Origin of the sequence: Mesorhizobium sp. (assembly GCF_017306585.1) — a bacterium.
Classification (GTDB): Bacteria; Pseudomonadota; Alphaproteobacteria; order Rhizobiales; family Rhizobiaceae; genus Mesorhizobium.
The window spans coordinates 1-22,943 of record NZ_JAFKIC010000144.1; the positions used below are offsets into that span (position 1 = coordinate 1).

Genomic DNA, 22,943 nt, shown 5'->3' on the forward strand with positions numbered 1-22,943 from the left:
GTGCTGGAAGGTCGGGAATACGTCCGAATCCTCGGTCAGCGTGATCAGATAGGGTTCGACCACCACGCCGCTGGTGTTCGAGCCGATATGGCCGAGCAGGTTGTACTGGTGGCCGGCGCGTGTGCCGCGGCGCTCGACGTCTAATCCTTCGCCGGCTTTGACGAAGACCGCGCTGCGCTCTTCCTCGAAGCGGCGGAAGAAGGCGGTGACGGGAACGCCGAGTGCCCTGGACAGCGCCTGCAGCGTGGTCAGCGACGGCGACGTGATGCCGTTCTCGATCTTGGACAGCATGCCCAGCGAAATGTCGGTCGCGACCGCCAGATCGGCGACGGTGATGCCGAGTTTCTTGCGAAAGGCCCGCACTTCGCGTCCGATCGCCACTTCCAGCACCTTTTCGCGGGTGTCGCGAATGGCATGCGGGTTCTGCGTCAGCGGGGCGCGGATCGTCTTGCCGTCGGCCGAAACCTTCGGATGCGGCTTGGCTTTGGCGCCCCCAGGCCCGGCCTTGGAATTGTCTTTCGCCATGTCGCCCCCAGGTTTCACGGATTTATTTCACTCAAGGTGAACATTAGAGGTGGCGATACAGGAGCGCGGCGGCCTCGGCAAGCCGTCTTGTGTCCTCGTCTCCAGCCGGTCTTTGCGGCCTCGGCAGGTTTCTCGTCAGGAATCCTTTGCGCGCAAACGCCGTTCCCGCAGATGTCTGTTGACAGCACCGAAGGTCCAATTACTGTCACTGTCAGTGAAATTTGTTTCGCTGGGGAAATCAAAAAAAGTGGAGGCCCGGAAATGAACACTCGCGTTGCCGTCATCGGAGCCGGACCGTCCGGTCTGGCACAACTCAGGGCCTTCAAATCGGCCGCCGACAAGGGGGCCGAAATTCCCGAAATCGTCTGCTTCGAGAAACAGTCGGACTGGGGCGGTCTGTGGAACTACACCTGGCGCACCGGCCTCGACGAACATGGCGATCCGGTCCACGGCTCGATGTACCGATATCTCTGGTCGAACGGGCCGAAGGAGTGCCTGGAATTCGCCGACTACACGTTCGAGGAGCATTTCGGCCGGCCGATCGGCTCCTATCCGCCGCGCGCCGTCCTGTGGGACTACATCAAGGGCCGCGTCGAAAAATCGGGGCTGCGCAGATGGGTGCGCTTCAACAGCCCGGTGCGCATGGTGACGTTTTCGGACGAGACGAAGAAGTTCACTGTCACCGCGCATGACCGCACCAACGACGTGACCTATTCGGAAGAGTTCGACAACGTCGTCGTCGCATCGGGGCATTTCTCGGTGCCCAACGTGCCCTATTTCGAAGGCTTTTCCACCTTCAACGGCCGTATCCTGCACAGCCATGATTTCCGCGACGCGATGGAGTTCAAGGGCAAGGATATCCTGATCATCGGCCGCTCCTATTCGGCCGAGGACATCGGTTCGCAGTGCTACAAATACGGCGCCAAATCGATCACCTCCAGCTACCGGTCCAAGCCGATGGGCTTCAAATGGCCCGAGAATTGGAAGGAAGTCCCGTTGCTGCAGAAAGTCGTCGGCAAGACGGCGCATTTCAAGGACGGCACGACCAAGGATGTCGACGCCATCATCCTGTGCACGGGCTATCTCCACTCCTTCCCCTTCCTGACCGACGATCTCAAGCTCAAGACCGCGAACCGGATGTGGCCGCTCGACCTCTATGAGGGCGTCGTGTGGGAGAAGAACCCGAAGCTGTTCTACATCGGCATGCAGGACCAGTTCTACACCTTCAACATGTTCGACGCGCAGGCCTGGTACGCGCGCGACGTCATCATGGGCCGCATCAAGCTGCCATCCGCAAAGGCGATGGCCGAGCACAGCGCCAAATGGCGCGCACGCGAGGAGACCCTGGAAGACGCCGAGCAGATGATCTGGTTCCAGGGCGACTACACCAAGGAACTCATGGACCAGACCGACTATCCCGGCTTTGATGTCGAGGCGGTCAACCAGACCTTCATGGAGTGGGAACACCACAAGGTCGAAGACATCATGAGCTTCCGCGACCATGCCTACCGCTCGCTGATGACCGGCACCATGGCGCCGCTGCACCATACGCCCTGGCTGCAGGCGCTGGACGATTCGATGGAAAGCTATCTCGAGGTGAAGGGCGTCGCGGCCGAGTAACGAACTCGCCTGCCGTCAAGCTGGCACGGCCACCCAATCGTGACGACTCTCGCCGTAGACGGACTGCGTCGGTGCCGGGAATGATGGGTCTCCGAAACAGCCGACGGCAACAGCCACTGCCGCAGGCTTGCGTGACGGATACCAGAAGACCGTCGAACCACATCTTCCGCAAAAATGGAAGGTGACGGGAAAGCCGCTGTCGGAATCGCGTCGATAGATGCGAGATGAGCCCGTGATCTCGGTCGCGGCGCTGTCGAAGAAAGCGGCGATCCCGAACGGACTGCCGGTTCGTCGTTGACAGTCCAGACAATGGCAGAGCGATACCTTGGCCGGCTCTTGCGGACAGAGGATCTGCAATTGGCCGCAGGTGCAGCGAGCTCTTCGGACTGTCATCACGGTCTCCTTCAAGGGTTGGACGTTTGAACTTTCTTCAATCCAGCGGATAGTCGGGGTAGGCATCCGTCTCCGTCACCCTGGCGCTGAGCACCTCGCAGTCATTGGCCCAGTCCGGGCCGTCGCCACGCATGGCCATCATGTCGGCCATCAGCAGGAACTGCATGGTGCGCAGCGCCCAGTCTGCCGGCTCGTCGGGCCACGCGAACACCCCGCTGGCGTCACCGCCGAACTTCACGTCGTGGCAGACGAAACCGACTTCAACATTCCAGGACCGCAGTTTGGCGCCGGGCGGCGGGTAGGGCGGGTCGGGCAATTCGAAGTAGTTGGCCACCATGATTTTAACCGGCTTCTCGGGCGCGATGCCTTTGGCTTTGAAAAGCGCGATGGCATCGTCGCGAAAGCGGGCGAGCAGGCCGTCGCGCGACAGCCGGTAGGTCGAGCGGAAAAAGCCGCCGGCCCAAACGGACTCGTCCCTCTCGTTGGAGATCAGCAGCGAGGCGCGGAAGCGGCGCAGCCGAGGCGTAAGCACAGCCCAGTTGCATTCGGTCGGCCCCGCCGGCGTCGCGATGAACTCGTCGAGCAGATCGCTGCCGCGCACATCTGCGTGCAGCACCGAGCAGTCTTCGCCATAGATGTGCCAGAGCTGCCGCAATTCCGCTGCCGCCATGCCGGGTTTGCGCAACTCCTCCACCGAGGCGCGAACACGCGCGATGGCGTAGGACGTCGCCGCGTCCAGTGTCTCGAAGCCCGAAATGATGCGCTCGTCATCTGGCTCGCCGGTCTTGGCCATGTCGACGACGACAACGGAAAAAGGCGGCTGGGCTGGATCAGGCATTCGTCACCGCATCAACGCAAATTCAGGAAACCGCGCGCGGCGGTTTTCCCTCCCAAATTGCGTCGAAATCAAGAGCTCTATCCAAGCCTCGCCCGCGCCTTCGCCGTCCAGGCGCTGAACAGCCGGTCGGCGACGATGCCGATGAAGGCGATGGCGAGGCCCGCGACGATGCCGCGGCCGGGGTCGGCCTTGGACAGCGCGATGAACACTTCCTGGCCGAGATCGCGCGTGCCGACCATGGCGCAGATGATGACCATTGCCAGCGCCATCAGGATCGTCTGGTTGACGCCGAGCATGATCTCGGGAAGCGCCAGCGGCAATTGCACGCGAAAGAAGGTCTGGCGCGGCGTGCAGCCCGAGACCTTCGCCGCCTCGATCAGCGCAGGCGGCACCTGCCTTATGCCGTGATTGGTGTAGCGGATCGCCGGCACCACGGCGAAGGCTATCGTCGCGATCATCGCGGTGACGTCGCCGACCCGAAACAGCATCACCACCGGAATGATGAAGCAGAAGGACGGCAGCACCTGCAGCGTGTCGATGATGGGCGTGACGATCTTCTCGAAACGGTCACTGCGCGCGGCCATCAGCCCGATCGGAATGCCGATCAGGCAGGCGATGAAGGCCGAGATGCCGCAGAGATAGACGGTCGCCATGGTCTTTTCCCAAAGCCCGGTGATGGCGCAGAAGGCAGTCAGGACGGCCACCAGCAGCGCCAGCCGCAGGCCTGAGAGCTGGTAGCCGGCAAGGCCGAGCAGGAACACCGCGCCCAGCCACGGAAACCCCTCGCAGAAGGCGCGCAGCGGATTGAGCACATTCAGGATCAGCGCCACGCGAAAGGCCTCGATGAGGTCGAAGAAGTTGACCGTCACCCAGTTCACCGCCACCTTCCACAGCGGCGCGGTGGTGAAGGTGATCGCCTTCGGCACGGTTGCGAAGGCCGGCACGAACAGGCCGAGCAGCGTGGTGGCCGCCAGAATGGCGATGGCCAGGGTGACATTGGGGTAGCGCCGCCAGAAGCCGGCCTCCCGGTCGCGATGGACATTGCCCTTCGCCTGCTTGTGCGCGATCGCCTGGCTCAGCCGGTCGAGCGCGATGGCGAGCGCGACGATGGCGAGGCCCGCTTCCATCGCCTCGCCGACCTTCAGCGCCCGCAGCGCCAGAAGCACGTCGTAGCCGAGGCCGCCGGCGCCGATCATCGAGGCGATGATCACCATGTTGAGCGCCAGCATGATCACCTGGTTGACGCCGACCATCAACGCCGGCCGAGCCGAAGGCAACAGCACCCGCCACAATTTCTGCCGCGCGGTGCAGCCGGCCATGTCGCTGAACTCACCGATCTCCAGCGGCACGCGCGACAGCCCCAGCATGGTTGCGCGCACCATAGGCGGCGTGGCGAAAATGGCGGTGGCGATCATCGCGGAGACGGGGCTGTTGCCGAACAGGAGCAGCATCGGGATGAGATAGGCGAAGGTCGGGATCGTCTGCATCAGGTCGAGGGCAGGGGACACGATCAGCCTCTCGGCCCACGGCTTGCGCCACGCCCAGATGCCGGCGAACAGCCCGGTGACGATGCAGAACGGCACCGCGATGGAAATCAGCGCCAGGGTCAGCATGGCGCTGGTCCATTGCCCGAACAGCGCGATGTAGAGGAAACAGCCGCCGACCAGCAGGCTGAGTTTCCTGCCGCCGACGGCGTGCCCGGCGAGGAAGGCGACGGCGCAAACGCCGACCCATGACAGGCGTGGCAGGGTGAAGGCCTCGGCGCGATGGCCGATCCTGAAATTCTTGGCCAGCAGATTGAGCGCGAAGTCGAGCGGCACGCCGAGCACGGCGGTGATCGAACGCGTCAGCCAGGACAGGTTCGACTTGATCCAGACCATCACCGCGCCGACCCAGTCGGCGACGGGGATAATGGCGCCGGCCGGATAGTTCACCGCCCATGGGACGCTGTCCTGCAAAAGGAACGTCACCAGCACGGCGGCGAGTGCGAGCGCCCAGACCACAAGCCATCGTTGGACGGGCGGTCTTGCCTCGCTGGCGCTGGCCGTAACCGTCATGCGCCTGCCCTCGGCCGCTTGATGCCGGCCAGAAGGTCGATCACCGCCTGTGGCGTCACCTCGCCGATCGGCTTGCCGGTGCCGTTCACCACCGCGAACGGTCTGCCACTGGAAACGATCTCGGCCGAGAAGCTCGCGATCTTGGCTTCCGGCGCCACCGTGCCGCCATGCTCGGCGCCATCGCAGGCGCGCATCAGGCTTCTTGCCGAGATCACCTTGGCGCGGTCGACATCACGGGTGAATTCGGCGACATAGTCGGTCGCCGGATTGACCACCAGTTCCTCCGGCGAGCCGATCTGGATGACCTCGCCGTCCTTCATGATGGCGATGCGGTCGGCGAGCCGTATCGCCTCGTCGAAATCATGGGTGATGAAGACGATGGTCTTGTGCAGCATGGTCTGAAGCCGCATCAGCTCGTCCTGCATCTCGCGGCGGATCAGCGGGTCGAGTGCGGAAAACGGCTCGTCGAGGAACCAGATCTCGGGCTTGGTCGCCAGGCTGCGGGCGATGCCGACGCGCTGCTGCTGGCCGCCGGAGAGTTCGCGCGGATAGAAATGCTCGCGGCCGCGCAGCCCGACCAGGTCGATGACTTCCCGAGCCCGTGCCTCGCGCGTCGCCCGGTCCTGCCCCTGGATGCTCAAGGGGAAGGCAATGTTGTCGAGCACGTTGAGATGCGGCAGCAGCGCGAAGTTCTGGAACACCATGCCCATGCGGTGACGCCTGAGTTCGATGAGCGCGGCGTCGGAAATCCTGAGCAGATCCTTGCCTTCGAACTCGACCTTGCCGTGGCTGGGTTCGACAAGCCTGGACATGCAGCGAACCAGGGTCGACTTGCCGGAACCGGACAGGCCCATGATGATGAAAATCTCGCCCTGCCGGATTTCAAGGTCGACGGCACGCACGGCGCCCACGAGGCCGGCGGCCGCGACATCGGCCATGCTTGCCTTGCCATCGCGCTCGCGGATGAAATTGGCCGCGTTCGATCCGAACAGCTTCCAGACGTTGCGGCAGGCCAGTTTTACCGGACGGGCATTTTCTGGCGCGCCGGATGCGCCCGGCCCCGGATTAGTCACTTCCGTCATTCAGGCGTCCTTCTGGAATGTCGTGGTTTGGGACCCGGCCGATTGAAGAGCCGGGTCCCATTTTCCAGTCGGAACAATCACTGCGCCCAGGCTTTCCAGTCGGCCTCGTGGGCGGCGATCCAGGCGGCGGCGACGTCTTCAGGGGTCTTGCCGTCGAGGTCGACCTCGCCGCTCATCTTGTTGAGTTCGTCGGTGTCGATCGTGTAGGCCTTGGCCACCTTGTAGGCGACCGGCCATTTGTCCTTCATGCCGTTCCAGGCATATTTCCAGATCTCGCCATGCGGTTTGCCGCAATCATATTTGGCATCCGGGTTCACGCCCCATTTCGGGTCGTTGTAGCATTCGGGCGTATATTCGGGGAATTGCACCCATTCGCCCTTGTACTTGGCCGGCGCCCAGTGCGGCGAATAGATCCACACCATGATCGGCGCCTTGCGCTGATAGGCGGAATCGAGCTCGGCGAACATCGCGGCGTCGGTGCCTGCGTGGATGACGGTAAAGGGCAGTTTCAGCGCCTCGACACGCTCGTCGTCGAAGCCTTCCCAGGTCACCGGTCCGCCGAGGTAGCGGCCTTTCGGTGCGGTCTCTGCGGTCGAGAACGCCTCTGCGCATTTCGGATCCTTAAGGGCTTCCCAATTGGGCAGGCCTGGGCATTTCTCCTTCATGTATTCGGGAAACCACCACTCCTCCTTGGCCTTCGGTCCGAGCTTGCCCAGCCGCTCGGTCTGGCCGGTCGCGTCGGACGCCTTCATCGCCTCGCCGGCGGTGGTGTCCCAGAATTCGAGGCCGACATCGAGATCGCCATTGGTCAGGCCGGTGGTCAGGCTGGAGAGATAGTCGGCGGTCGGATATTCGACGGTATAGCCCAGCTTTTCCAGGATGCCGCCGAGGATCTTGGCGTTGAGGTTGACGCTGGTCCAGTCGAACAGCGCGATCTTGATCGGATCGTTGGATTCAGGCGCCGCTGCCTGGGCCGACGGTGTCAGGGCGCTTGCGGCGGCAAGGGCCAGGGCTGCAATCGAGACTTTCGAAATCACACTGCGAATTGGCATTGCTTGGTTCTCCTTCAAGCTGTGACTGTTATTGGTCGTTCCCTTCTTGCGTCTTTTCTTGATTGTCCCGGAAGGTCTGGCTGGTGGTACGCAAGGCCGTTGCCGCCAGCGCGGCCAGGGCCGGCGCAGGCGCGATGATGCTCGGTCGTGGTGATGACGGATGCTGCCGGAGCGGCAAGTCTCATGGCTGCCAGCGGATCGCCGCGATGGCGATCACCCCGGGATCAATTGCCAGTCCTGCGGCGTCCTGCAAGGTACGAGCCATCAAGGTCCCATGATCCAGAGCATTCCGGCGGAAATGCTGTCGGCTAGAAGCCTGGCAAGCCCCGTCTCGCCAGCGCCGTTTCATGGGATGAAATTATATATACCAACATTCATGCCGCGCAACGACTAACGCCCGGCCGTCGTCGGAATTTCAGACTGCAGGCAAAGTACTTCTAAAAAATCAGAAGTAGCCATCCGACGCGGCCGTGGCTTCCTTCGGAATTTCGACGCCGTCGACCAGGATCTTGTCGACCAGTTCGTGGTGGAAGCAGACCAGTCCCTTGATCCGTTCCGCTTCGTGCACCGGTTCGGGATAATACCAGACGAGATTCTCGTGCCGCTTCTTGGGCGTTGTCACGTGATAGTAGTTGGAGATGCCCTTGTAGGGGCAGCGCGAGATGTAGCGGCTGGGCGAAAACATATCGAGCCGGGTGTCGGAGATCGGCAGGTAGTGCCGCACCGGGTGGCCGGTCTCGAACAGGAACACGCCGCGCCGGGAATCGGCGACCTGCTCGCCGTCGAGTATCACCTGCACCCGACGCGAGGAGGGCAGGCAGTCGACGCGGCGGAACGGGTCGCGGGCATGGACGAAGATTTCTTCGTCCTCTTCGTACCAGTGCGTCATCTTCGGCCAGTAGAAGGACATGTAGCCGGAGAGGTCTGGCGACCCCTTGACCGGATCGAGGTAGCGCCAGGCGGCATCCTCGACCAGCGTGATGCCGGTGTTGAGGGAATAGTGCGTGGCAACACCCTTGAACGGGCTTTCGGTGGTCGTCGTGCTCGGCAGCAGAAACTCCTCGCGCACATCGCTCATCGGGAAATAGTAGACCGGCAGATGGTCGGATTCATAAAGCACCAGCGCCTTGGTGGTGTCGGCCACGACCATCGATCCCACCTGGACCCGCAGCCGCTTTTGCATCGGCATGGTGAAGGCGACATAGCCGGGCTCCGACTCATACTGGACGATGGCGTCGAGCAGGGGGAAATGCGGTCCGCGACCGCGTAAATGACGCTTGCGAATGGTAGTTGTCCTCTTCTCGTCGTTTGCGGCCAGGTTCTTGCGCGCGGTCATGGTCAGCCTATCGAAACCCGGTCGAGCAGCAGCCCGGCGGCGATCGGCGGCAGCCCGCTGACATTCTTGCGCACCGGAACCAGAAGATCCGGGAAATAGCTGAAGATCACCGGCGTCTCGTCGAGCAGCAGTTTCTGGATGTCGGACGCGGCCGTGCGCTGCGCGCCGATATCGAGCGCTTTCAGATAGCTGTTGACCATGCCGTCATAGGCCTGGTTCCTGAAATGCGCGGCGTTCCAGGGGCCATCGCTGATCAGCGGGCTCTTCAGGAAGACATTGGGTACGCTGCGATGCGCGTAGTCGGTGATCCCCAACGGGCTGTCCAGCCAGTCCGACTGGCCGAACACCGCCTTCCCGTAATATTTGTCCTGGTCCTCGATGTTGAGCGAGATACGCGCGCCGATCTCCTTGGCGAAGTTCTGGAACAATTGCGCATAGCCGGGAATGTCGGAATAGCGCAGCGTCGTTAGCGTGATATCGAAGCCGCTGGCAAAACCCGCCGCTTCCATCAATTGCTTCGCCTTGGCGATGTCCTGGACGCGCTGCGGCACCGACTTGTCGGTCGCCGGGAAGGCAGGCGCGAACGGGCTGTCATTGCCGGTCGCCGCCATGCCGCGGCAGAGGCCATCGACCAGCTTGGAGCGGTCGATCGACAGCGCCAGCGCCTGGCGCACGCGCTTGTCGGTGAAAGGCGCCATGTCGCAGCGCATGTGAAGCTGCCGGTGCGCGGTCGAGGCGACACGCAACACGGTGATGTCGGGACTGTTCAGCACCACCTGGCTGACATCGAGCGGCACCGCGTCGAGGATGTCGACCTCGCCGGCCTGCAACGCCAGGATGCGCGGCTGCACGTCGCCGTAGAACTTGAATTCGAGCCGGTCGGGCAGCGCCTTCTCGCCCCAATAATCCGGATTGCGCACAAAGGTCGCGCCGACCTTCGGCGTGTAGCTTTCCATCCGGAATGGTCCGGTGCCCTCGAAGGTCTTCTCGTAGTCGCCCTTGTAGCTCGCCGGCAGGATGACGGCGTTGTAGTTGTCGATTGACACGGAATAGGGAAAGCTGCCGTTCGGCGCATCGAGATGGAAGGCGACGGTGTGCTCATCGACCTTTCGCGTGCCGCCCTTCGACAGCAGGCCCTTGAAAACGGAAAGCGCGTTTGACGCGCCCTTGGGGTCGGCCAGCCGGTCGAAGGTCGCCACGACGTCGTCGGCCTTGAAGTCCTCGCCATTGTGGAACTTCACGCCCTTGCGCAGCTTGAAGGTCCACACGCTGCCGTCCTCGTTCGGCGACCAGCTTTCCGCCAGCACCGGCTTGAGCGTTAGGTCCGGCTGGGTCACGCACAGGAATTCGGCGGTCTGGAAGACCAACTGGTAGCTGCCGCTGTCATAGAAGGTGACGGGATCGATGGCGCCGCCGGGCGTGGCGACGCCGGCGCGCACCGTGCCGCCCGGCTTGCCCTCGGCGCGAGCTGGCTCAATGCCCAGGCCCGCTGCTCCGGCAATGCCGCCAAGCAAAGGCAGCGACAGGCCGAGCACGCTGCCATGCCGCAGGAAATCGCGCCGGCCGATGCGGCCGGCCAGCAATTCGTCGATAGCGGAATTTTCGATTTGGCCGAGATTCTTGCGGGCGATGTCGATGAAGCTGAAACGCTTTGGCATGGCGGCATTCCTTGCTTGTCGCGGGGCTGGCTGACTAGGCCACTGTTGACCGTCGGCGAAAAGCGATATTTTTTGCTGACCGCCATCGAAATTTTCGATGCAGGAGGAGACGTATGGATACCGAAAACCTGCGCAGCTTCCTTGAGGTCGCCGAGCATGGCTCCTTCACCGTCGCCGCCAACCGGCTCAATCTGGCGCAGTCGACGGTCAGTGCCCGGATCCGCGGTCTCGAGGAGCAGTTGGGACGCCGCCTGTTCGTGCGGGACCGCGACGGCGTCACGCTGACGCCGGCTGGCCGGCAGTTCCTGCCGCATGCCGCCTCGATCACTCGCACCTGGGAACAGTCGAGGCAGGATATCGCCGTTCCCGATGGCTATGAGACGCTGCTGCGCTTTACGGCGCCGGCCTATCTCTGGGAACGCGTCACCTCGCCATGGGTCGGGTGGATGCGCGCCAGGCGCCCGAACGTGGCGCTGCGGCTGGAGGGAAGTTACCCCGATCAGGCGATCGACCAGCTTGCAGAGGGCCTGCTCGACATCTGCATCCTTTATCTGCCACGGCCGCATCCCGGCATCGTCTATGAGACGTTCGCCGTCGATCAGGTCGTGCTCGTCCAGCACGCCGCCCAGACCGGGTCCTGGACGGACAACTATATACTGATGGACTGGGGTCTCGAATTCCGCATCGAGCACGACCGCGCTTTCGCTGGCATGCTCAAGCCGGCCCTTTCGGCCGGGCTGGTTTTCATCGGGTTGCAGCATGTGCTGTCGCAGCAGGCCGCCGCCTATCTGCCGCTCAGCGCCGTCAGTGGCCACATCGAGCGCGGCGAGATGAGGCGCGTGGCGGACGCACCGGTTTTCCAGCGGCCCATCTACCTTGCCTATCCCACGAACCCGGTCTCTTCCGATGTGCTCGACGTCGCCTTGACCGGATTGCGCAAGCTGGCCTTGGACTGGACCGATGATCAGGGCTTTTCGGAAGGGGACCGATCCCTCGGCATGGCCGGCCTGACGTGACCGGCAAGCCGAGGGATCAACGATGTCTCAGGCCAGTTCAGTCACGCCGGCCTTCTGCAACCTCGCGAGTTCGGCATATGGAATATGGCATCGGATGGCGTGACCGGGTTGGGCGTCTGCGAGCGGCGGCTCCTGCTGTTCGCAGATCGGTCCGATCTTGCGCGGGCAGCGTGTGTGGAAGACGCAGCCCGATGGCGGGTTGACGGCGCTGGGGATCTCGCCGTCGAGGCGGATGCGCGCCGTCCCGGTCTGGTCGAGTTTCGGCACGGCCGACAGCAGGGCCTCGGTGTAAGGGTGATGCGGGCCGGAGAAGACGGCTTCCGATGGGCCGAGTTCCATGATGCGGCCGAGATAGAGCACGGCGATCTTGTCGGAGAGGTAACGCACCACGCCGAGATCGTGCGAGATGAAGATGTAGCTGACATCCTCCTTGGCCTGCAGGTCGGCGAGCAGGTTGAGGATGGCGGCCTGCACCGAGACGTCGAGCGCCGAGGTAGGCTCGTCGCAGACCACGATGCGTGGATCGCCGGCGAAGGCGCGCGCGATGGCGACACGCTGCTTCAACCCGCCCGACAGCTGGCGCGGCTTGACCGCCAGATGCCGGTCGGTCAGCCGCACCGAGCGCACGAGGTCCTCGAGACGTGTCTCCAGCGCCTTGCCCGATAGGCCGGCGAGGCGCTTGAGCGCGCGGCTCAGCAGATGGCGGATCGAATGCGAGCGGTTGAGTGCTGAGTCCGGGTTCTGGAAGACGATCTGCATCGCCTTGACTTGGTCGTCGCCCCGGTTCTCCAGCTTGGGCGCCAGCGCCTTGCCCTCGAGCTCGATGGTGCCGCCGTCGTCGGGCGGCACAAGGCCGAGCAGCAGCCGGGCGAAGGTGGTCTTGCCCGAGCCGGATTCGCCGACAAGGCCAAGCGTTTCGCCAGGCTTGAGATCGAGCGAGACATCCTTGACCGCGCGCAGGGGATGGCCATGGCTGGCATAGGTCTTGTTCAGGCCAGCGACGCGCAGCACGGGCTGGGCAACCGGCTTGGGTGGCGTCGCCACCTCGCTCGGCGTGGCGCGCGGCAGCGCCTGCGCCTTGTCATGGTGATGGCAGCGCGACAGCCTTGCTCCACGTTCGTCGCCGAGATCGTAGAGCGGCGGCAATTCCGTGCGGCAACGCTCGTCGGCGAGCGCGCAGCGGTCGGCGAAGGCGCAGCCTTTGATGGCGGCGCCGATGCCGGGCAGGAAGCCGGGGATCGTGTCGAGCCGGCCCTGGTCCTTGCGCTGGCCGCCACGCGGCAGGCAGCGCAGCAGCGCGACGGTGTAGGGATGGCGCGGATCGTTGAAGACGACCTCGGTCGGCCCTTCCTCGACCAGCATGCCGGCATAGAGCACGCCGACCCGGTCGCACATGTTGGAGACCACGGCGAGGTTGTGGCTGATGAACAGGATCGAGGCCGAGAGTTCCTGTCTCAACTGCGCGATGAGGTCGAGCACCTCGGCCTCCACCGTGGCATCGAGCCCGGTGGTCGGTTCGTCGAGGATCAGCATGGAAGGGTCGTTGGCCAGCGCCATGGCGATCGCCACACGCTGCTGCATGCCGCCCGACAGTTGGTGGGGATAGCGCTGCATGACGCTTGGCGGGTCGGAGATGCGCACGCGGTTTAGCATGGCGATGGCGCGGTCCTCCGCCGCCTTGCCGGTAACGCCGGCAAGCTCGAAGATCTCGGTCAGCTGGCGGCCGATGCGGATGGAGGGGTTCAGCGCCTTGCCGGGATCCTGGTAGACCATGGAGACGCTTTCGGCGCGCGCCCGGCGCAAGGCCTCGGCATCGAGCTTCATGACGTCCTGGCCGTCCAGCGAGATGGCGCCGCCCGATATCGAACCGTTGCGCGGGAGATAGCGCACGACGGCGAGTGCCGCCGTCGACTTGCCGCAGCCGGATTCGCCGACCAGCCCATAGGCTTCGCCCTGGCCGATGGTGAGGCTGAGATTGCGCAGCACCGCCCGGTTGCGGCCGGCGACGCGGTAGGCGACCGAGAGGTCCTTGAGTTCAAGCGCGTTCGCTGCTTTCGTGTTTTGGGCCTTTGCGCCTTGGGCCTTCGCGGGTTCAGTCATTGAAGGCTCCATGAACGCCGTCGGCGGCCAGGTTGACGCCGATCACCAAGGAGGCGATGGCGAGCGCGTCGAACAGCACCGTCCACCAGAAGCCGCCGCCGATCATGCCGTAATTCGAGGAGATCGACAGTCCCCAGTCCGGCGATGGCGGCTGGATGCCGAAGCCCATGAAGGAGAGCGTGGCGACGGCGAAGATGGCATAGCCCAGCCGCACCGTGGTCTCGACCAGGATGGGCGGAATGACATTGGGCAGGATCTCCACGAACATGGTGTGGAAGGCGCTTTCATGCCTCAACTGGGCAGCGGCGACATAGTCGAGTTCGCGTTCGGCCAGCACCGCCGAGCGCACCGTGCGCGCGATGATCGGCGCGAAGCTCAAGCCGATGACGATGATGACTGTGGTCTTGGAGGTGCCGAGCGCGACGATGGCCAGCAACGCCACGATGACGACGGGGATGGCCATGAAGGCTTCCAGGATGCGGCTGACGATATCGTCGACGATGCCTCTGAAGTAGCCGGTGAGCAGCCCGAGCGCGGTGCCGGCGACGGTGGCGAGCAATGTTGCCAATGGAGCGACGGTGAGAATGTCGCGCGAGCCGACGATGACACGCGAGAAGACGTCGCGGCCGATCTGGTCGGTGCCGAACCAGTGTTCGGCGGACGGCGGCGAGAGCGCATTGATGATGTCGTCGGCAAGCGGATCGTAAGGCGCGAAGTGCTCGCCGAAGAAGGCGCAGACGACCCAGAACAGCACGATGGCGATGCCGACCAGGAAGGTTCGCGAGCGCAGCAGCGAGAAGACGACTTCGGCCAGCGGGCCGCGCCTGCGTGTGTCGTCCGGCGCGGAGGTGGTCTGCACGGCGCTCATTGTTCTGCTCCCAGCCGGATGCGCGGATTGAGCACGGAATAGAGGAAGTCGGCGATCAGCGTGGCGACCGCATAGACGATGCCGATGGTCAGGATGCCCGATTCCAGCATCGGGAAGTCCTTGCCGCGCGCGGCGGTGAAGATCAGCGAGCCGATGCCCTGGTAGCGGAACAGCGTCTCGATGACGACGAGGCCGCCGATGAGATAGCCGGTCTGGGTGGCGATGACGGTGATGGTCGGCATCAGCGCGTTGCGCAGCACATGGCGCCAGATCACCGTGCGCCACGGCAGGCCTTTCAGCACCGCCGTTCGCGTATAGTCGGAATCGAGCGCCTCGATCATGCCGGAGCGAGCCATGCGCGCGATATAGCCGAACAGCACCAGGAACAGCGGCAGGGCCGGCAGGATCAGGTAATAGAGCTGGGTGAAGAAGCCGGCATCCTTGGGCCATGCCGCCGAGATCGGCAGCCAGCGCAGCCACACCCCGAAGATCAGGATCAGGATGATGCCGGTGACGAATTCGGGCAGCACCGTCACCGACAGGCCGCCCAGGCTGATGATGCGGTCGAGCGGACGGTTGAGGTTGAGCGCCGCCACCACGCCGCCCAGTATGCCGATCGGCACCACCAGCACGAAGGCAACGGCCGCCAGCTTCAGCGAATTGCCGAGCGCGTCGATGACGAAGGGCGCCACCGGCGAGCGGAAGATGTAGGAGGTGCCCATGTCACCCTGGACGAAGTTGGAGATCCAACTCCAGTACTGCACCAGCAGCGGACGATCGACGCCCAGCGAGTGATTGAGCGCGTCCACCGCCCGCTGGTCCGCGAACGGTCCCAATATCGCGCGCCCGACATTGCCGGGCAGAACCTGACCACCCAGAAACACCATCACGCTCAACAGAAACAGCGTAACAAGCGACAGCGAAATACGCCGGACGAAGAAGGAGAGAATGGCTATGCCTCCTTGTGATGGGGCTGTGCACCGGGCATGCCGGGCACATCGGCTAAACACAGTGTGGCAGGCGGATCGAACGCTGTCACCGGTGGAATGGCTCCTTCGAAGCGCGACACCTCGACCAGTGTCGAATTGCAGGTCGGCGATTGGGCAAGTCGCGACGTACCTCGGTCCGGCGTCAGCACATTCGGATTGCCGTGTTTTTCCAGGCTGTTCGGGTATCCAGGCTCGGTCGGATCGAACCAGGCGCCGGTGGGCAGCTGGATGACGCCGGGGACGAGGCCGTCCGTCAGAACCGCGCCCGCCAGGCATGCGCCGCGGTCGTTGAACACGCGCACAATCGTTCCGTCGGCAATGCCGCGAGCGGCCGCGTCCTGTGGATTGATCCACAATGGCGCGCGGCCCGACACCTTGCCGGCGCGACTGACCGAGCCGTGATCATACTGGCTGTGCAGCTTGTCGGCGGGCTGCGGCGACAGGAGATGCAGCGGGAACCTGCTGGCAAGATCGCTGCCCAGCCATTCCCTCGGCTCTCGCCATACCGCATGGCCGGGACAGTCGTCATAGCCGAAGGACTCTATCGTGGCGGAGAACAACTCTATGCGGCCCGAAGGGGTCGCGAGCCGATGGTGCTCCGGGTCGGCGCGGAAGGCGCCCAGCAGGGTCTGCGACATGACTTGGCGCACGAGATCGGCGTGACCGTCCTGCCAGAAGCGGTCGAAGGACGGCATCTCGACCCCTGCCGTGTCGGCATTGTCCCTGGCTTGCTCATAGAGCAGCCGGATCCATTCGTCGGCATCGCGCCCTTCGGTGAAGGCCCCGCTGGTGCCGAGGCGCGCCGACAGATCGGCGAAAATGCCGAAATCGTCGCGAGCCTCTCCGACGGGATCGATCGCCTGCTTCATGGCGACCACGAGGTTCTCGCGGTTCGAGAAGGCGAGGTCGTTTCGCTCCAGTGGCGTGGTGATGGGCAGCACGATGTCGGCATGGCGCGCCGTCGCGGTCCAGAAGGGCTCGTGAACGATGATCGTTTCAGGGCGCTGCCAGGCCTCGACGAGGCGGTTCAGATCCTGGTGATGGTGGAACGGATTGCCGCCGGCCCAATAGACCAACCTGATATCAGGGTAAATCATCGCGGCGCCGTTGAAGTCGAAGGAGCTGCCGGGATTGAGCAGCATGTCGGCCATGCGCGCGACGGGAATGAAGTCCTTCACCGGATTCCTGCCCTGCGGCAGCGACGACCAGCGGAAACCCATTTCCGGCCGTCCGGCGCCGTTCGTCGAGGAATAGCCGAAGCCGAGCCCGCCCCCCGGCAATCCGATCTGGCCGAGCAGGGCGGCCAGCGTGATCGCCGCCCAATAGGGCTGTTCGCCATGGTCGGCGCGTTGAAGCGACCAGCTCACCATCAGCATGGTGCGCTTGGTGGCCATTGCCCCGGCCAGTGCGACGATCTCGTCCTCGGCTATGCCGGCCAGGCCGGCGGCCCATGCCGGGGTTTTCGGCTGGCCGTCGGTCTCGCCCATGATATAGGCCCTGACCGCCTCGAAGCCGGTGCAGTACCGCGCCAGGAATGCTTCATCGTGGAAGCCTTCGCTGATGAGCACATAGCACAGGGCCAACATCAGGGCGGTGTCGCTGTTCGGCCGAAGCGGCAGCCATTCGGTCTTGACCTCGCGCGGCGCGTCGTCGCGCACGGGCGAGATGTTGATCAGCCGCGCGCCGTTGCCCACGGCTTTCTGCAGCGCGGCCATCGCTTCGTGGCGCGCTGCGCCGCCGCCCTGTATCTGGGCGTTGCGCCAGGGCAGGCCACCAAAGGCGACGATCAGTTCGCTATGCGCTTCGATGCCGTCCCAGGTGGAGTGATTGCCGGTGAGGCCGTCGGTGCTGCCGAGCACATGCGGCAGAATGATCTCGGCCGCGCCATAGGAATAGCTCAGAACAGAGCTCGTATAGCCGCCGATGGTGTTGAGGAAACGGTGAACCTGGCTTTGCGCATGGTGGAAGCGGCCCGCGCTCGCCCATCCGTAGGAGCCCGCATAGATCGCGCTGTTGCCGTGTCCGGCGCGGACGCGGTTCAGTTCGGCGGCCACCATATCCAGTGCGGTTTCCCAGGAGACTTCGACGAAGGGTTCGCCGCCCCGCCTGCCGTTGACGCCTGACCTGTCCCCCTCCAGCCAACCGCGCCTGACGGCCGGACGGGAAACGCCCAGGTCACCTTGCACCGTGCCCAGCATGGACCTGCCGATCGGCGAAGGATCGGGGTCGCCGCTCCATGGCTCGACGCTGACGAGCCGGCCATTCCTGGCGCTGACTTCGTAGGTCCCCCAATGCATGGTGGTGAGCAGGGTTTCGGACTCCATGGGACGTGCCAATGGTGGATCGTTCCGCAGCACGAAGGTCTACGGCAGGCGGGCGACGCTTGCCTCGACCGACGACGAAAGCGCCAGTCCCCTGCAGGGGACTGGCAGTTGCGGTTTGGCGTATCTGCTTCCGCTTAGGCCTTCGACGCCTTTTCGAGGAACAGCTGCGACATGGCGGTCGGCTGGACGCCTGCCACGCCCTTGGCCGTTGCCGTCAGGTAGTCGTAGAAATAGCCGAAGATCACCGGCGTTTCCTCGAGCAGCAGCTTCTGGATCTTGCCCGCATCCGCCTTCTGGGCCTCGAGATCGAGGGCGCCGATATAGCTGGCTGCCAGCGTATCGTAGTCCTTGTTCTTGAAGTGCGCGGCATTCCAGGTGCCGTCGCTCTTCAAGGGAGCCGCGAGATAGACATTGGGCACGCCGCGGTGGCCGTAGTCGGTGATGCCCATCGCCGAGTCCAGCCAGTTCGACTTGCCGAATACGGCGTCCCCGTAATAGGCGCTCTGGTCGAGGATGTTGAGATCGAGCTGGATGCCGATTTCTTTGACCCAGTTCTGGATGAGCTGGGCGTATTCCGGGATCTCCAGATAGCGCTCGGTGGTGAGCGTCATCTTGAAGCCCTGAGCGAGGCCGGCTGCCTCCATCAACTGCTTTGCCTGGGCGATATCCTGCTTGCGCTGCGGCACGCTGGTGTCGGTCGAGGGGTAGACGGCGGCGAACGGGCTGTCATTGCCGAGTGCCGAGCGACCCTTCATCAGGCCGGCGGCGAGTTTCTCGCGGTCGATGCAGAGCGCGATGGCGCGACGCACGCGGGCGTCCTTGGTCGGGCCTTCGTCGCAATGCATGTGCAGTTGCTGGTGGGCGGACGACTTCAGGCTGATGATGTCGACATTGGGATCGTTGAGCAGCGCCACGCCGGACAGAACCGGCATCTGGTTGATGATGTCTACCTGCCCGCCCTGCAGCGCCAGGATCATCGGCTGCATGTCGGCGAAGAAGGTGAATTCTGTGCGGTCGGGCAGCGCCTTCTCACCCCAATAGTCGTCGTTGCGCACGAACGAGGCGCCGACCTTCGGCGTGTATTTCTCGACCTTGAACGGCCCGGTGCCGTCGAAGCTCTTCTCGTATTCGCCCTTGTAGCTCGCCGGGATGATGACGGCGTTGTAGTTGTCGGACGACAGCATGTAGGGGAAGTTGCCGTTCGGCGCGTCGAGGTGGAATTCCACCGTGTAGTCGTCGACCTTCTTCGAGGCGCCCTTCGACAGAATGCCGGTGAACACCGACAGCGCGTTGGAGGAGTTTGCCGGATCGGCGAGGCGGTCGATGCTGGCCACCACGTCCTCGGCCTTCATCTCGCCGCCCGAGTGGAATTTCACGCCCTTGCGCAGCTTGAAGGTCCACACCGTGCCGTCGGTGTTGGGCGCCCAGCTTTCGGCCAGTGCCGGCTTCAGCACCAGGTCCGGACCGTCGACGCAGAGGAATTCCGCAACCTGCTGCATGATGAGCAGGCCGCCTGCGTCCGCGATGGTGACCGGGTCGATAGCCGCCGCCGGCACGCTGCTGGCGACGCGGATGGTGGCGCCCGGCGCGCCGGCGGCGCGAGCGAGCGAGGGGGCTGCGCCGAAGCCGGCGGCCATGCCGATGCGGCCGAGCAGCGGCAGCGACAGGCCGAGCAGGCTGCCATGGCGCACGAAGTCGCGGCGGCTGACGCGCCCGTCGACGAGGCCGTCGATGAGATGGTTTTCGAGCGGCGAGCGGCCGCGCCGGATAAGATCGAGAAGGCGATAGTTTTTCATGGGTTTAAACCCTTTCCCCAGTTGTTGTGGTTGGCGAATTCATTCCGACTGACGAGTCCCGGGAGTTCTCCTGTTCCCGACCCTCATCAATATTTGTCGACGGACTGTAGCATGCGGTTCCGACTGGTCCACCCACTCGTTGGAATGGAAAAGTCAGATTTTCGCGATGACTTGTCTGTCGGCCAGGCGACCCATGGCCGCCCTTTTCTCGATAAATCCTGCTTGCTTTTCGACATCCTCCTAATTCAGCGGCAAACGGCGATATGTCCCGGGGTTCGCCGGGTCGTGATATTTGTTGCAGGGACCGTTCTGCACGAAATCGCGATGGCAGGCCGCGAGGTTTTCCCGCGACAACGTGACGCCGAGACCGGGGCCCTCCGGAACGCGCACGACATTGCCCTTCGGCGAAAACGGCCCTTCCTCGGTGATGTCCATCGGCTGCATTCGAAACAGCGACTGGTTGGGCTCCCGGATCCAGCCGAGCGCCGCGCACAGATGCAGATAGGCGGCGCTGCCGACACCGCTGTCGCCGCTGTAGCACCAGAAGTCGATACCGGCATGCTCGCAGGCGCCGACGAAGCGCAGCATGCGACCGATGCCGCCATGCGCCGTCGGGTTGCCCACGAAGGCATCGGGCACCTTGAGGTCGAAAGCGCGCGCAATGTCGATATTGTGGGTCGAGAACGGGATCGAGCAATGGCGGCGCAGCTCGCGCATCTCCTCGATCGTCGCCACCGGATCCTCCCAGTTGCGAACACCGAGTTCCTCCAGCGGTCGCGCCAGCCGCCGGGCCGTGGCGAGCGAATAAGCCTGGTTGGAATCGATGCGGATCATCACATCATCGCCGAGCTTTTTACGGATGAGCTCGACCATCCGGAGCGAGATTTTCGGATCGTCGGTCGAGAACTTGCCTTCGAAGAAGGTCGTGCCGTGCATCTGGTGCAGTTCGACACAATAATCCGCGACTTCTTCCGGCGTCGTCTCGCCTTTGACCTTGGGCCCGTCACCGCGCAGCGAGAAATAGTCGGTGAAGGGGATATCCTTGCGCACCGCGCCACCAAGCAACTGGTAGAGCGGCTGGTTCCAGGCCTTGCCGCGCAGGTCCCACAGCGCCACCTCGATGGCGCCGAAGGCCATGATGCGGGTGCGGTCGTTGATCGATTGCACCCCGGTCCAGAAGGGCAGGCAGACATGTTCGGCGCCGGCAATGTCGAACGCATCCCGCCCGATCAGGCGCGGAGCCAGGACATCGTTGATGATCGCCGCCGCCGCCGGGGTCGGCGCCTCGCCAAGGCCGATCAGTCCATCCTCGGTCTCGACCTCGACGATGGTCGGCGAGAACCCGTCCAGTTCGCCGAACACCCAGGCGTAGGGCGCTTCGAGGCGAAGGTTGATCGGCGTTGCCTTGATGCTGCGGATCTTCATCTTAACGGCCGATCTCGAAGAAGGGCGCGCCGAGCAGGCCGGGATCCACGTCGATGCCAAGGCCGGGGCCATCGGGAACGCCCATATGGCTGCCGGTCACCGGTGGCGCGTTGGTGGCCGTACGCACCGTCACCCATTCGTGGAAGGCGATGGCGTGCAACCGCCGCTCCTCGGGCGTCGACAGCGACAGATGCGCCATCGCCGCGGTGTCGATCTCGGCGCCGCCGGTGTCCTCGACCGTGATCATGAAGCCGAGGTCGACGGCCACGTCGCGGATCAGCCGGGTCTTACTGACACCGCCGAGCCGCGAGATCTTCAGCGTCAGCCCGTCGGCCGCTCCCTGGCGATGAATCTCCAGCATCTGTTCCAGCGAGGTGACGGATTCATCCAGCACCATCGGCTTGTCGAGCATGCGGCGCACCGACATGTTCTCCTCGATCGTTGTGCAGGGCTGCTCGAATGTGTAATCGATGGAGCGCGTGGCGTCGGCGAACTGACGCGCCTGATAGGGCGTCCAGCCGGCATTGGCGTCGCAGAAGATCACCGTGCCTTTCGGCACAGCCGCCGCGACCGTGCCGACGCGCTCGATGTCCTCGTGCACATTGCCGCCGACCTTGACCTGCAGGCGGCGGCAGCCCTCGGCGATGATCCGCTTGGCGAGCGCCGCCATCTGGTCGAGCGTGCCGTGGGTGACGACCCTGTAGGTTTCCGCCATATCGCTCTCGCGACCGCCCAGCATCGTCACCAGCGGCACACCGGCGTCGCGCGCCGCGAGATCCCAGCAGGCCATGTCGAGCGCCGACTTGATGTAGGGATGGCCCTTGAACACCGTGTCCATGAGCCGGCCGATGCTCGCCAGCCCGCGCGGATCCTGGCCGATCAGGTGCGGCGCGATCTCGGGCACGCCGGCGCGGGTGCCGGCGGGAAAGGCGGCCGAGTAGAAATTGCCGAGCGGCGCCATCTCACCCCAGCCGGTCACGCCGCTGTCGGAGGTAATCGAGACGATGACGGCGTCGAAGCAGTCGGCGACCCGCCCCTTCGACATGCGGTAGGGGCCGTCCACGAAGGGCTGCACGACGTGATAGGCTTTGATGGTTTCGATCTGCACGTTGGTATCCGTTGTCAGCGATGGTGAGAGGGGTCAGGCGCCTTTCGACGGCCGCCGTTCGAGGCCGCGCGCATAGGCAAGAAGCTCTTCGAAATCGAGGTCGATATGTTCGCGGGCATGGCGCTGGGCGGCACGCATGTCGTTGCCCTTGAGCAGCGCCACATAGGTTTCATGGACGTCTTCGGCCGGCACGACTTCCTTGCGCGCCTGCTGGTGCAGGGCGAAGTACATCTGCAGCCGGCTGGTCAGCCGCTGCCATGTTTCCAGAAGCACCGAATTGTCGGCCCATTCATGGATCAGGCCGTGCAGTTGCAGCGCGGTTTCGATCTGGCGCGTGGTGTCGCGGTCGCGCGTCGCCTGCTTGACGGCCTCATGGCGGCGGTCGAGTTCGTCGAAGAAGCGCTGGTCGCGCAGCTTCCACATCAGCTCGATGGCGAATTCGTCGAGCACCTTGTTCAGCGAATAGGCGTCATCGATGTCCTTGGCGGTGACATCGATGACGAAGGTGCCGGCATAGGGAATGCTGGTCAGGATGCCTTCCTGCACCAGTTCGCGCATCGCCTCGCGCAAGGGCGCGCGGCTGACGCGCATCTGTTCCGAGATGCGAAGCTCGTTGAGCTTTTGCCCCGGCTCCAGCTGTCCGGTCAGGATCGCGCGCCGCAACAGCGCGACGATCTCGGCGCGGCGCGTCGTATCCGCGATCGGGCTGAAATCCAGCTTTGCCATTCGGCCACTCCAGGGAACCGAAGACAGAGA

Annotated in this window: 18 protein-coding genes; 2 read left to right on the forward strand and 16 right to left on the reverse strand. The window is 64.0% G+C overall.

Annotation, left to right across the window (positions count from 1 at the left end; genetic code table 11):
• Positions 1 to 525 (reverse strand): helix-turn-helix transcriptional regulator (locus tag J0I79_RS15450; protein ID WP_292860125.1); only part of this gene is annotated, 525 nt, incomplete at its 3' end.
• 261 nt (positions 526 to 786) lie between these two features.
• Between J0I79_RS15450 and J0I79_RS15455 the strand changes: the two genes are divergently transcribed.
• Positions 787 to 2,145, forward strand: a complete 1,359-nt coding sequence (locus J0I79_RS15455) for an NAD(P)/FAD-dependent oxidoreductase (RefSeq protein WP_292860127.1) — start codon at positions 787 to 789, stop codon at positions 2,143 to 2,145.
• Between the two features lie 15 nt (positions 2,146 to 2,160).
• Here the strand turns inward: J0I79_RS15455 and J0I79_RS15460 are convergent, their stop codons facing one another.
• From J0I79_RS15460 to J0I79_RS15490, 7 genes are all read right to left on the reverse strand, one after another.
• Positions 2,161 to 2,538 carry a GFA family protein gene (locus tag J0I79_RS15460; RefSeq protein WP_292860129.1) on the reverse strand — a complete coding sequence of 126 codons (378 nt, stop codon included), beginning with the start codon at positions 2,536 to 2,538 and terminating at the stop codon, positions 2,161 to 2,163.
• A 37-nt stretch (positions 2,539 to 2,575) separates the two neighbouring features.
• A complete protein-coding gene (locus J0I79_RS15465) occupies positions 2,576 to 3,376 on the reverse strand; it encodes a hypothetical protein (protein WP_292860131.1) in 801 nt (266 codons plus the stop codon).
• A gap of 77 nt (positions 3,377 to 3,453) precedes the next feature.
• Positions 3,454 to 5,433, reverse strand: a complete 1,980-nt coding sequence (locus tag J0I79_RS15470; protein WP_292860133.1) for an ABC transporter permease subunit — start codon at positions 5,431 to 5,433, stop codon at positions 3,454 to 3,456.
• Positions 5,430 to 6,515 (reverse strand): glycine betaine/L-proline ABC transporter ATP-binding protein, encoded by a 1,086-nt coding sequence (locus tag J0I79_RS15475; RefSeq protein WP_292860135.1) that lies wholly within the window; start codon positions 6,513 to 6,515, stop codon positions 5,430 to 5,432. The genes J0I79_RS15470 and J0I79_RS15475 overlap by 4 nt, the downstream gene beginning before the upstream one ends.
• A 77-nt stretch (positions 6,516 to 6,592) precedes the next feature.
• On the reverse strand, positions 6,593 to 7,567 hold the full coding sequence (locus J0I79_RS15480) for an ABC transporter substrate-binding protein (RefSeq protein ID WP_292860137.1): 975 nt from the start codon (positions 7,565 to 7,567) through the stop codon (positions 6,593 to 6,595).
• A 445-nt stretch (positions 7,568 to 8,012) separates the two neighbouring features.
• Positions 8,013 to 8,903 (reverse strand): DUF427 domain-containing protein, encoded by an 891-nt coding sequence (locus J0I79_RS15485; protein WP_292860139.1) that lies wholly within the window; start codon positions 8,901 to 8,903, stop codon positions 8,013 to 8,015.
• Positions 8,904 to 8,905: 2 nt separating this feature from the next.
• The gene (locus J0I79_RS15490; protein WP_292860141.1) at positions 8,906 to 10,561 is read right to left on the reverse strand and encodes an ABC transporter substrate-binding protein; all 1,656 of its coding nucleotides are present in this window, start codon (positions 10,559 to 10,561) and stop codon (positions 8,906 to 8,908) included.
• 113 nt (positions 10,562 to 10,674) lie between these two features.
• Between J0I79_RS15490 and J0I79_RS15495 the strand changes: the two genes are divergently transcribed.
• Positions 10,675 to 11,577 carry a LysR family transcriptional regulator gene (locus tag J0I79_RS15495; protein WP_292860143.1) on the forward strand — a complete coding sequence of 301 codons (903 nt, stop codon included), beginning with the start codon at positions 10,675 to 10,677 and terminating at the stop codon, positions 11,575 to 11,577.
• A 27-nt stretch (positions 11,578 to 11,604) separates the two neighbouring features.
• On the opposite strand, the gene J0I79_RS15500 is transcribed toward J0I79_RS15495, so the two are convergent.
• From J0I79_RS15500 to J0I79_RS15535, 8 genes are all read right to left on the reverse strand, one after another.
• Positions 11,605 to 13,677: an ABC transporter ATP-binding protein gene (locus J0I79_RS15500; protein WP_292860146.1), complete on the reverse strand. Its 2,073-nt coding sequence runs from the start codon at positions 13,675 to 13,677 to the stop codon at positions 11,605 to 11,607.
• On the reverse strand, positions 13,670 to 14,545 hold the full coding sequence (locus J0I79_RS15505) for an ABC transporter permease (RefSeq protein WP_292860149.1): 876 nt from the start codon (positions 14,543 to 14,545) through the stop codon (positions 13,670 to 13,672). Before J0I79_RS15505 ends, J0I79_RS15500 begins: the two co-directional genes overlap by 8 nt.
• Entirely contained in the window at positions 14,542 to 15,495 is a 954-nt protein-coding gene (locus J0I79_RS15510; protein WP_137934112.1) for an ABC transporter permease, read from the reverse strand. The genes J0I79_RS15505 and J0I79_RS15510 overlap by 4 nt, the downstream gene beginning before the upstream one ends.
• A 2-nt stretch (positions 15,496 to 15,497) precedes the next feature.
• Positions 15,498 to 17,858, reverse strand: coding sequence for a molybdopterin guanine dinucleotide-containing S/N-oxide reductase (locus tag J0I79_RS15515; protein WP_292860152.1), 2,361 nt, complete (start codon positions 17,856 to 17,858; stop codon positions 15,498 to 15,500).
• 134 nt (positions 17,859 to 17,992) lie between these two features.
• A complete protein-coding gene (locus tag J0I79_RS15520; protein WP_292860155.1) occupies positions 17,993 to 19,654 on the reverse strand; it encodes an ABC transporter substrate-binding protein in 1,662 nt (553 codons plus the stop codon).
• Between the two features lie 240 nt (positions 19,655 to 19,894).
• On the reverse strand, positions 19,895 to 21,079 hold the full coding sequence (locus tag J0I79_RS15525; protein WP_292860158.1) for a mandelate racemase/muconate lactonizing enzyme family protein: 1,185 nt from the start codon (positions 21,077 to 21,079) through the stop codon (positions 19,895 to 19,897).
• A 1-nt stretch (position 21,080) separates the two neighbouring features.
• Entirely contained in the window at positions 21,081 to 22,187 is a 1,107-nt protein-coding gene (locus tag J0I79_RS15530; protein ID WP_292860161.1) for a mandelate racemase/muconate lactonizing enzyme family protein, read from the reverse strand.
• 33 nt (positions 22,188 to 22,220) lie between these two features.
• Entirely contained in the window at positions 22,221 to 22,913 is a 693-nt protein-coding gene (locus tag J0I79_RS15535) for a GntR family transcriptional regulator (RefSeq protein WP_292860164.1), read from the reverse strand.
• Between the last annotated feature and the right edge of the window lie 30 nt (positions 22,914 to 22,943).

What these genes read in the sequence shown, in the direction of transcription:
- J0I79_RS15455 (WP_292860127.1), top strand. Translation starts at nt 787, where the DNA reads ATGAACACTCGCGTTGCCGTCATCGGAGCCGGACCGTCCGGTCTGGCA.
- J0I79_RS15505 (WP_292860149.1), bottom strand. Translation starts at nt 14,545, where the DNA reads ATGAGCGCCGTGCAGACCACCTCCGCGCCGGACGACACACGCAGGCGC.
- J0I79_RS15480 (WP_292860137.1), bottom strand. Translation starts at nt 7,567, where the DNA reads ATGCCAATTCGCAGTGTGATTTCGAAAGTCTCGATTGCAGCCCTGGCC.
- J0I79_RS15475 (WP_292860135.1), bottom strand. Translation starts at nt 6,515, where the DNA reads ATGACGGAAGTGACTAATCCGGGGCCGGGCGCATCCGGCGCGCCAGAA.
- J0I79_RS15460 (WP_292860129.1), bottom strand. Translation starts at nt 2,538, where the DNA reads ATGACAGTCCGAAGAGCTCGCTGCACCTGCGGCCAATTGCAGATCCTC.
- J0I79_RS15500 (WP_292860146.1), bottom strand. Translation starts at nt 13,677, where the DNA reads ATGACTGAACCCGCGAAGGCCCAAGGCGCAAAGGCCCAAAACACGAAA.
- J0I79_RS15490 (WP_292860141.1), bottom strand. Translation starts at nt 10,561, where the DNA reads ATGCCAAAGCGTTTCAGCTTCATCGACATCGCCCGCAAGAATCTCGGC.
- J0I79_RS15525 (WP_292860158.1), bottom strand. Translation starts at nt 21,079, where the DNA reads ATGAAGATCCGCAGCATCAAGGCAACGCCGATCAACCTTCGCCTCGAA.
- J0I79_RS15515 (WP_292860152.1), bottom strand. Translation starts at nt 17,858, where the DNA reads ATGGAGTCCGAAACCCTGCTCACCACCATGCATTGGGGGACCTACGAA.
- J0I79_RS15535 (WP_292860164.1), bottom strand. Translation starts at nt 22,913, where the DNA reads ATGGCAAAGCTGGATTTCAGCCCGATCGCGGATACGACGCGCCGCGCC.
- J0I79_RS15485 (WP_292860139.1), bottom strand. Translation starts at nt 8,903, where the DNA reads ATGACCGCGCGCAAGAACCTGGCCGCAAACGACGAGAAGAGGACAACT.
- J0I79_RS15520 (WP_292860155.1), bottom strand. Translation starts at nt 19,654, where the DNA reads ATGAAAAACTATCGCCTTCTCGATCTTATCCGGCGCGGCCGCTCGCCG.
- J0I79_RS15470 (WP_292860133.1), bottom strand. Translation starts at nt 5,433, where the DNA reads ATGACGGTTACGGCCAGCGCCAGCGAGGCAAGACCGCCCGTCCAACGA.
- J0I79_RS15465 (WP_292860131.1), bottom strand. Translation starts at nt 3,376, where the DNA reads ATGCCTGATCCAGCCCAGCCGCCTTTTTCCGTTGTCGTCGTCGACATG.
- J0I79_RS15495 (WP_292860143.1), top strand. Translation starts at nt 10,675, where the DNA reads ATGGATACCGAAAACCTGCGCAGCTTCCTTGAGGTCGCCGAGCATGGC.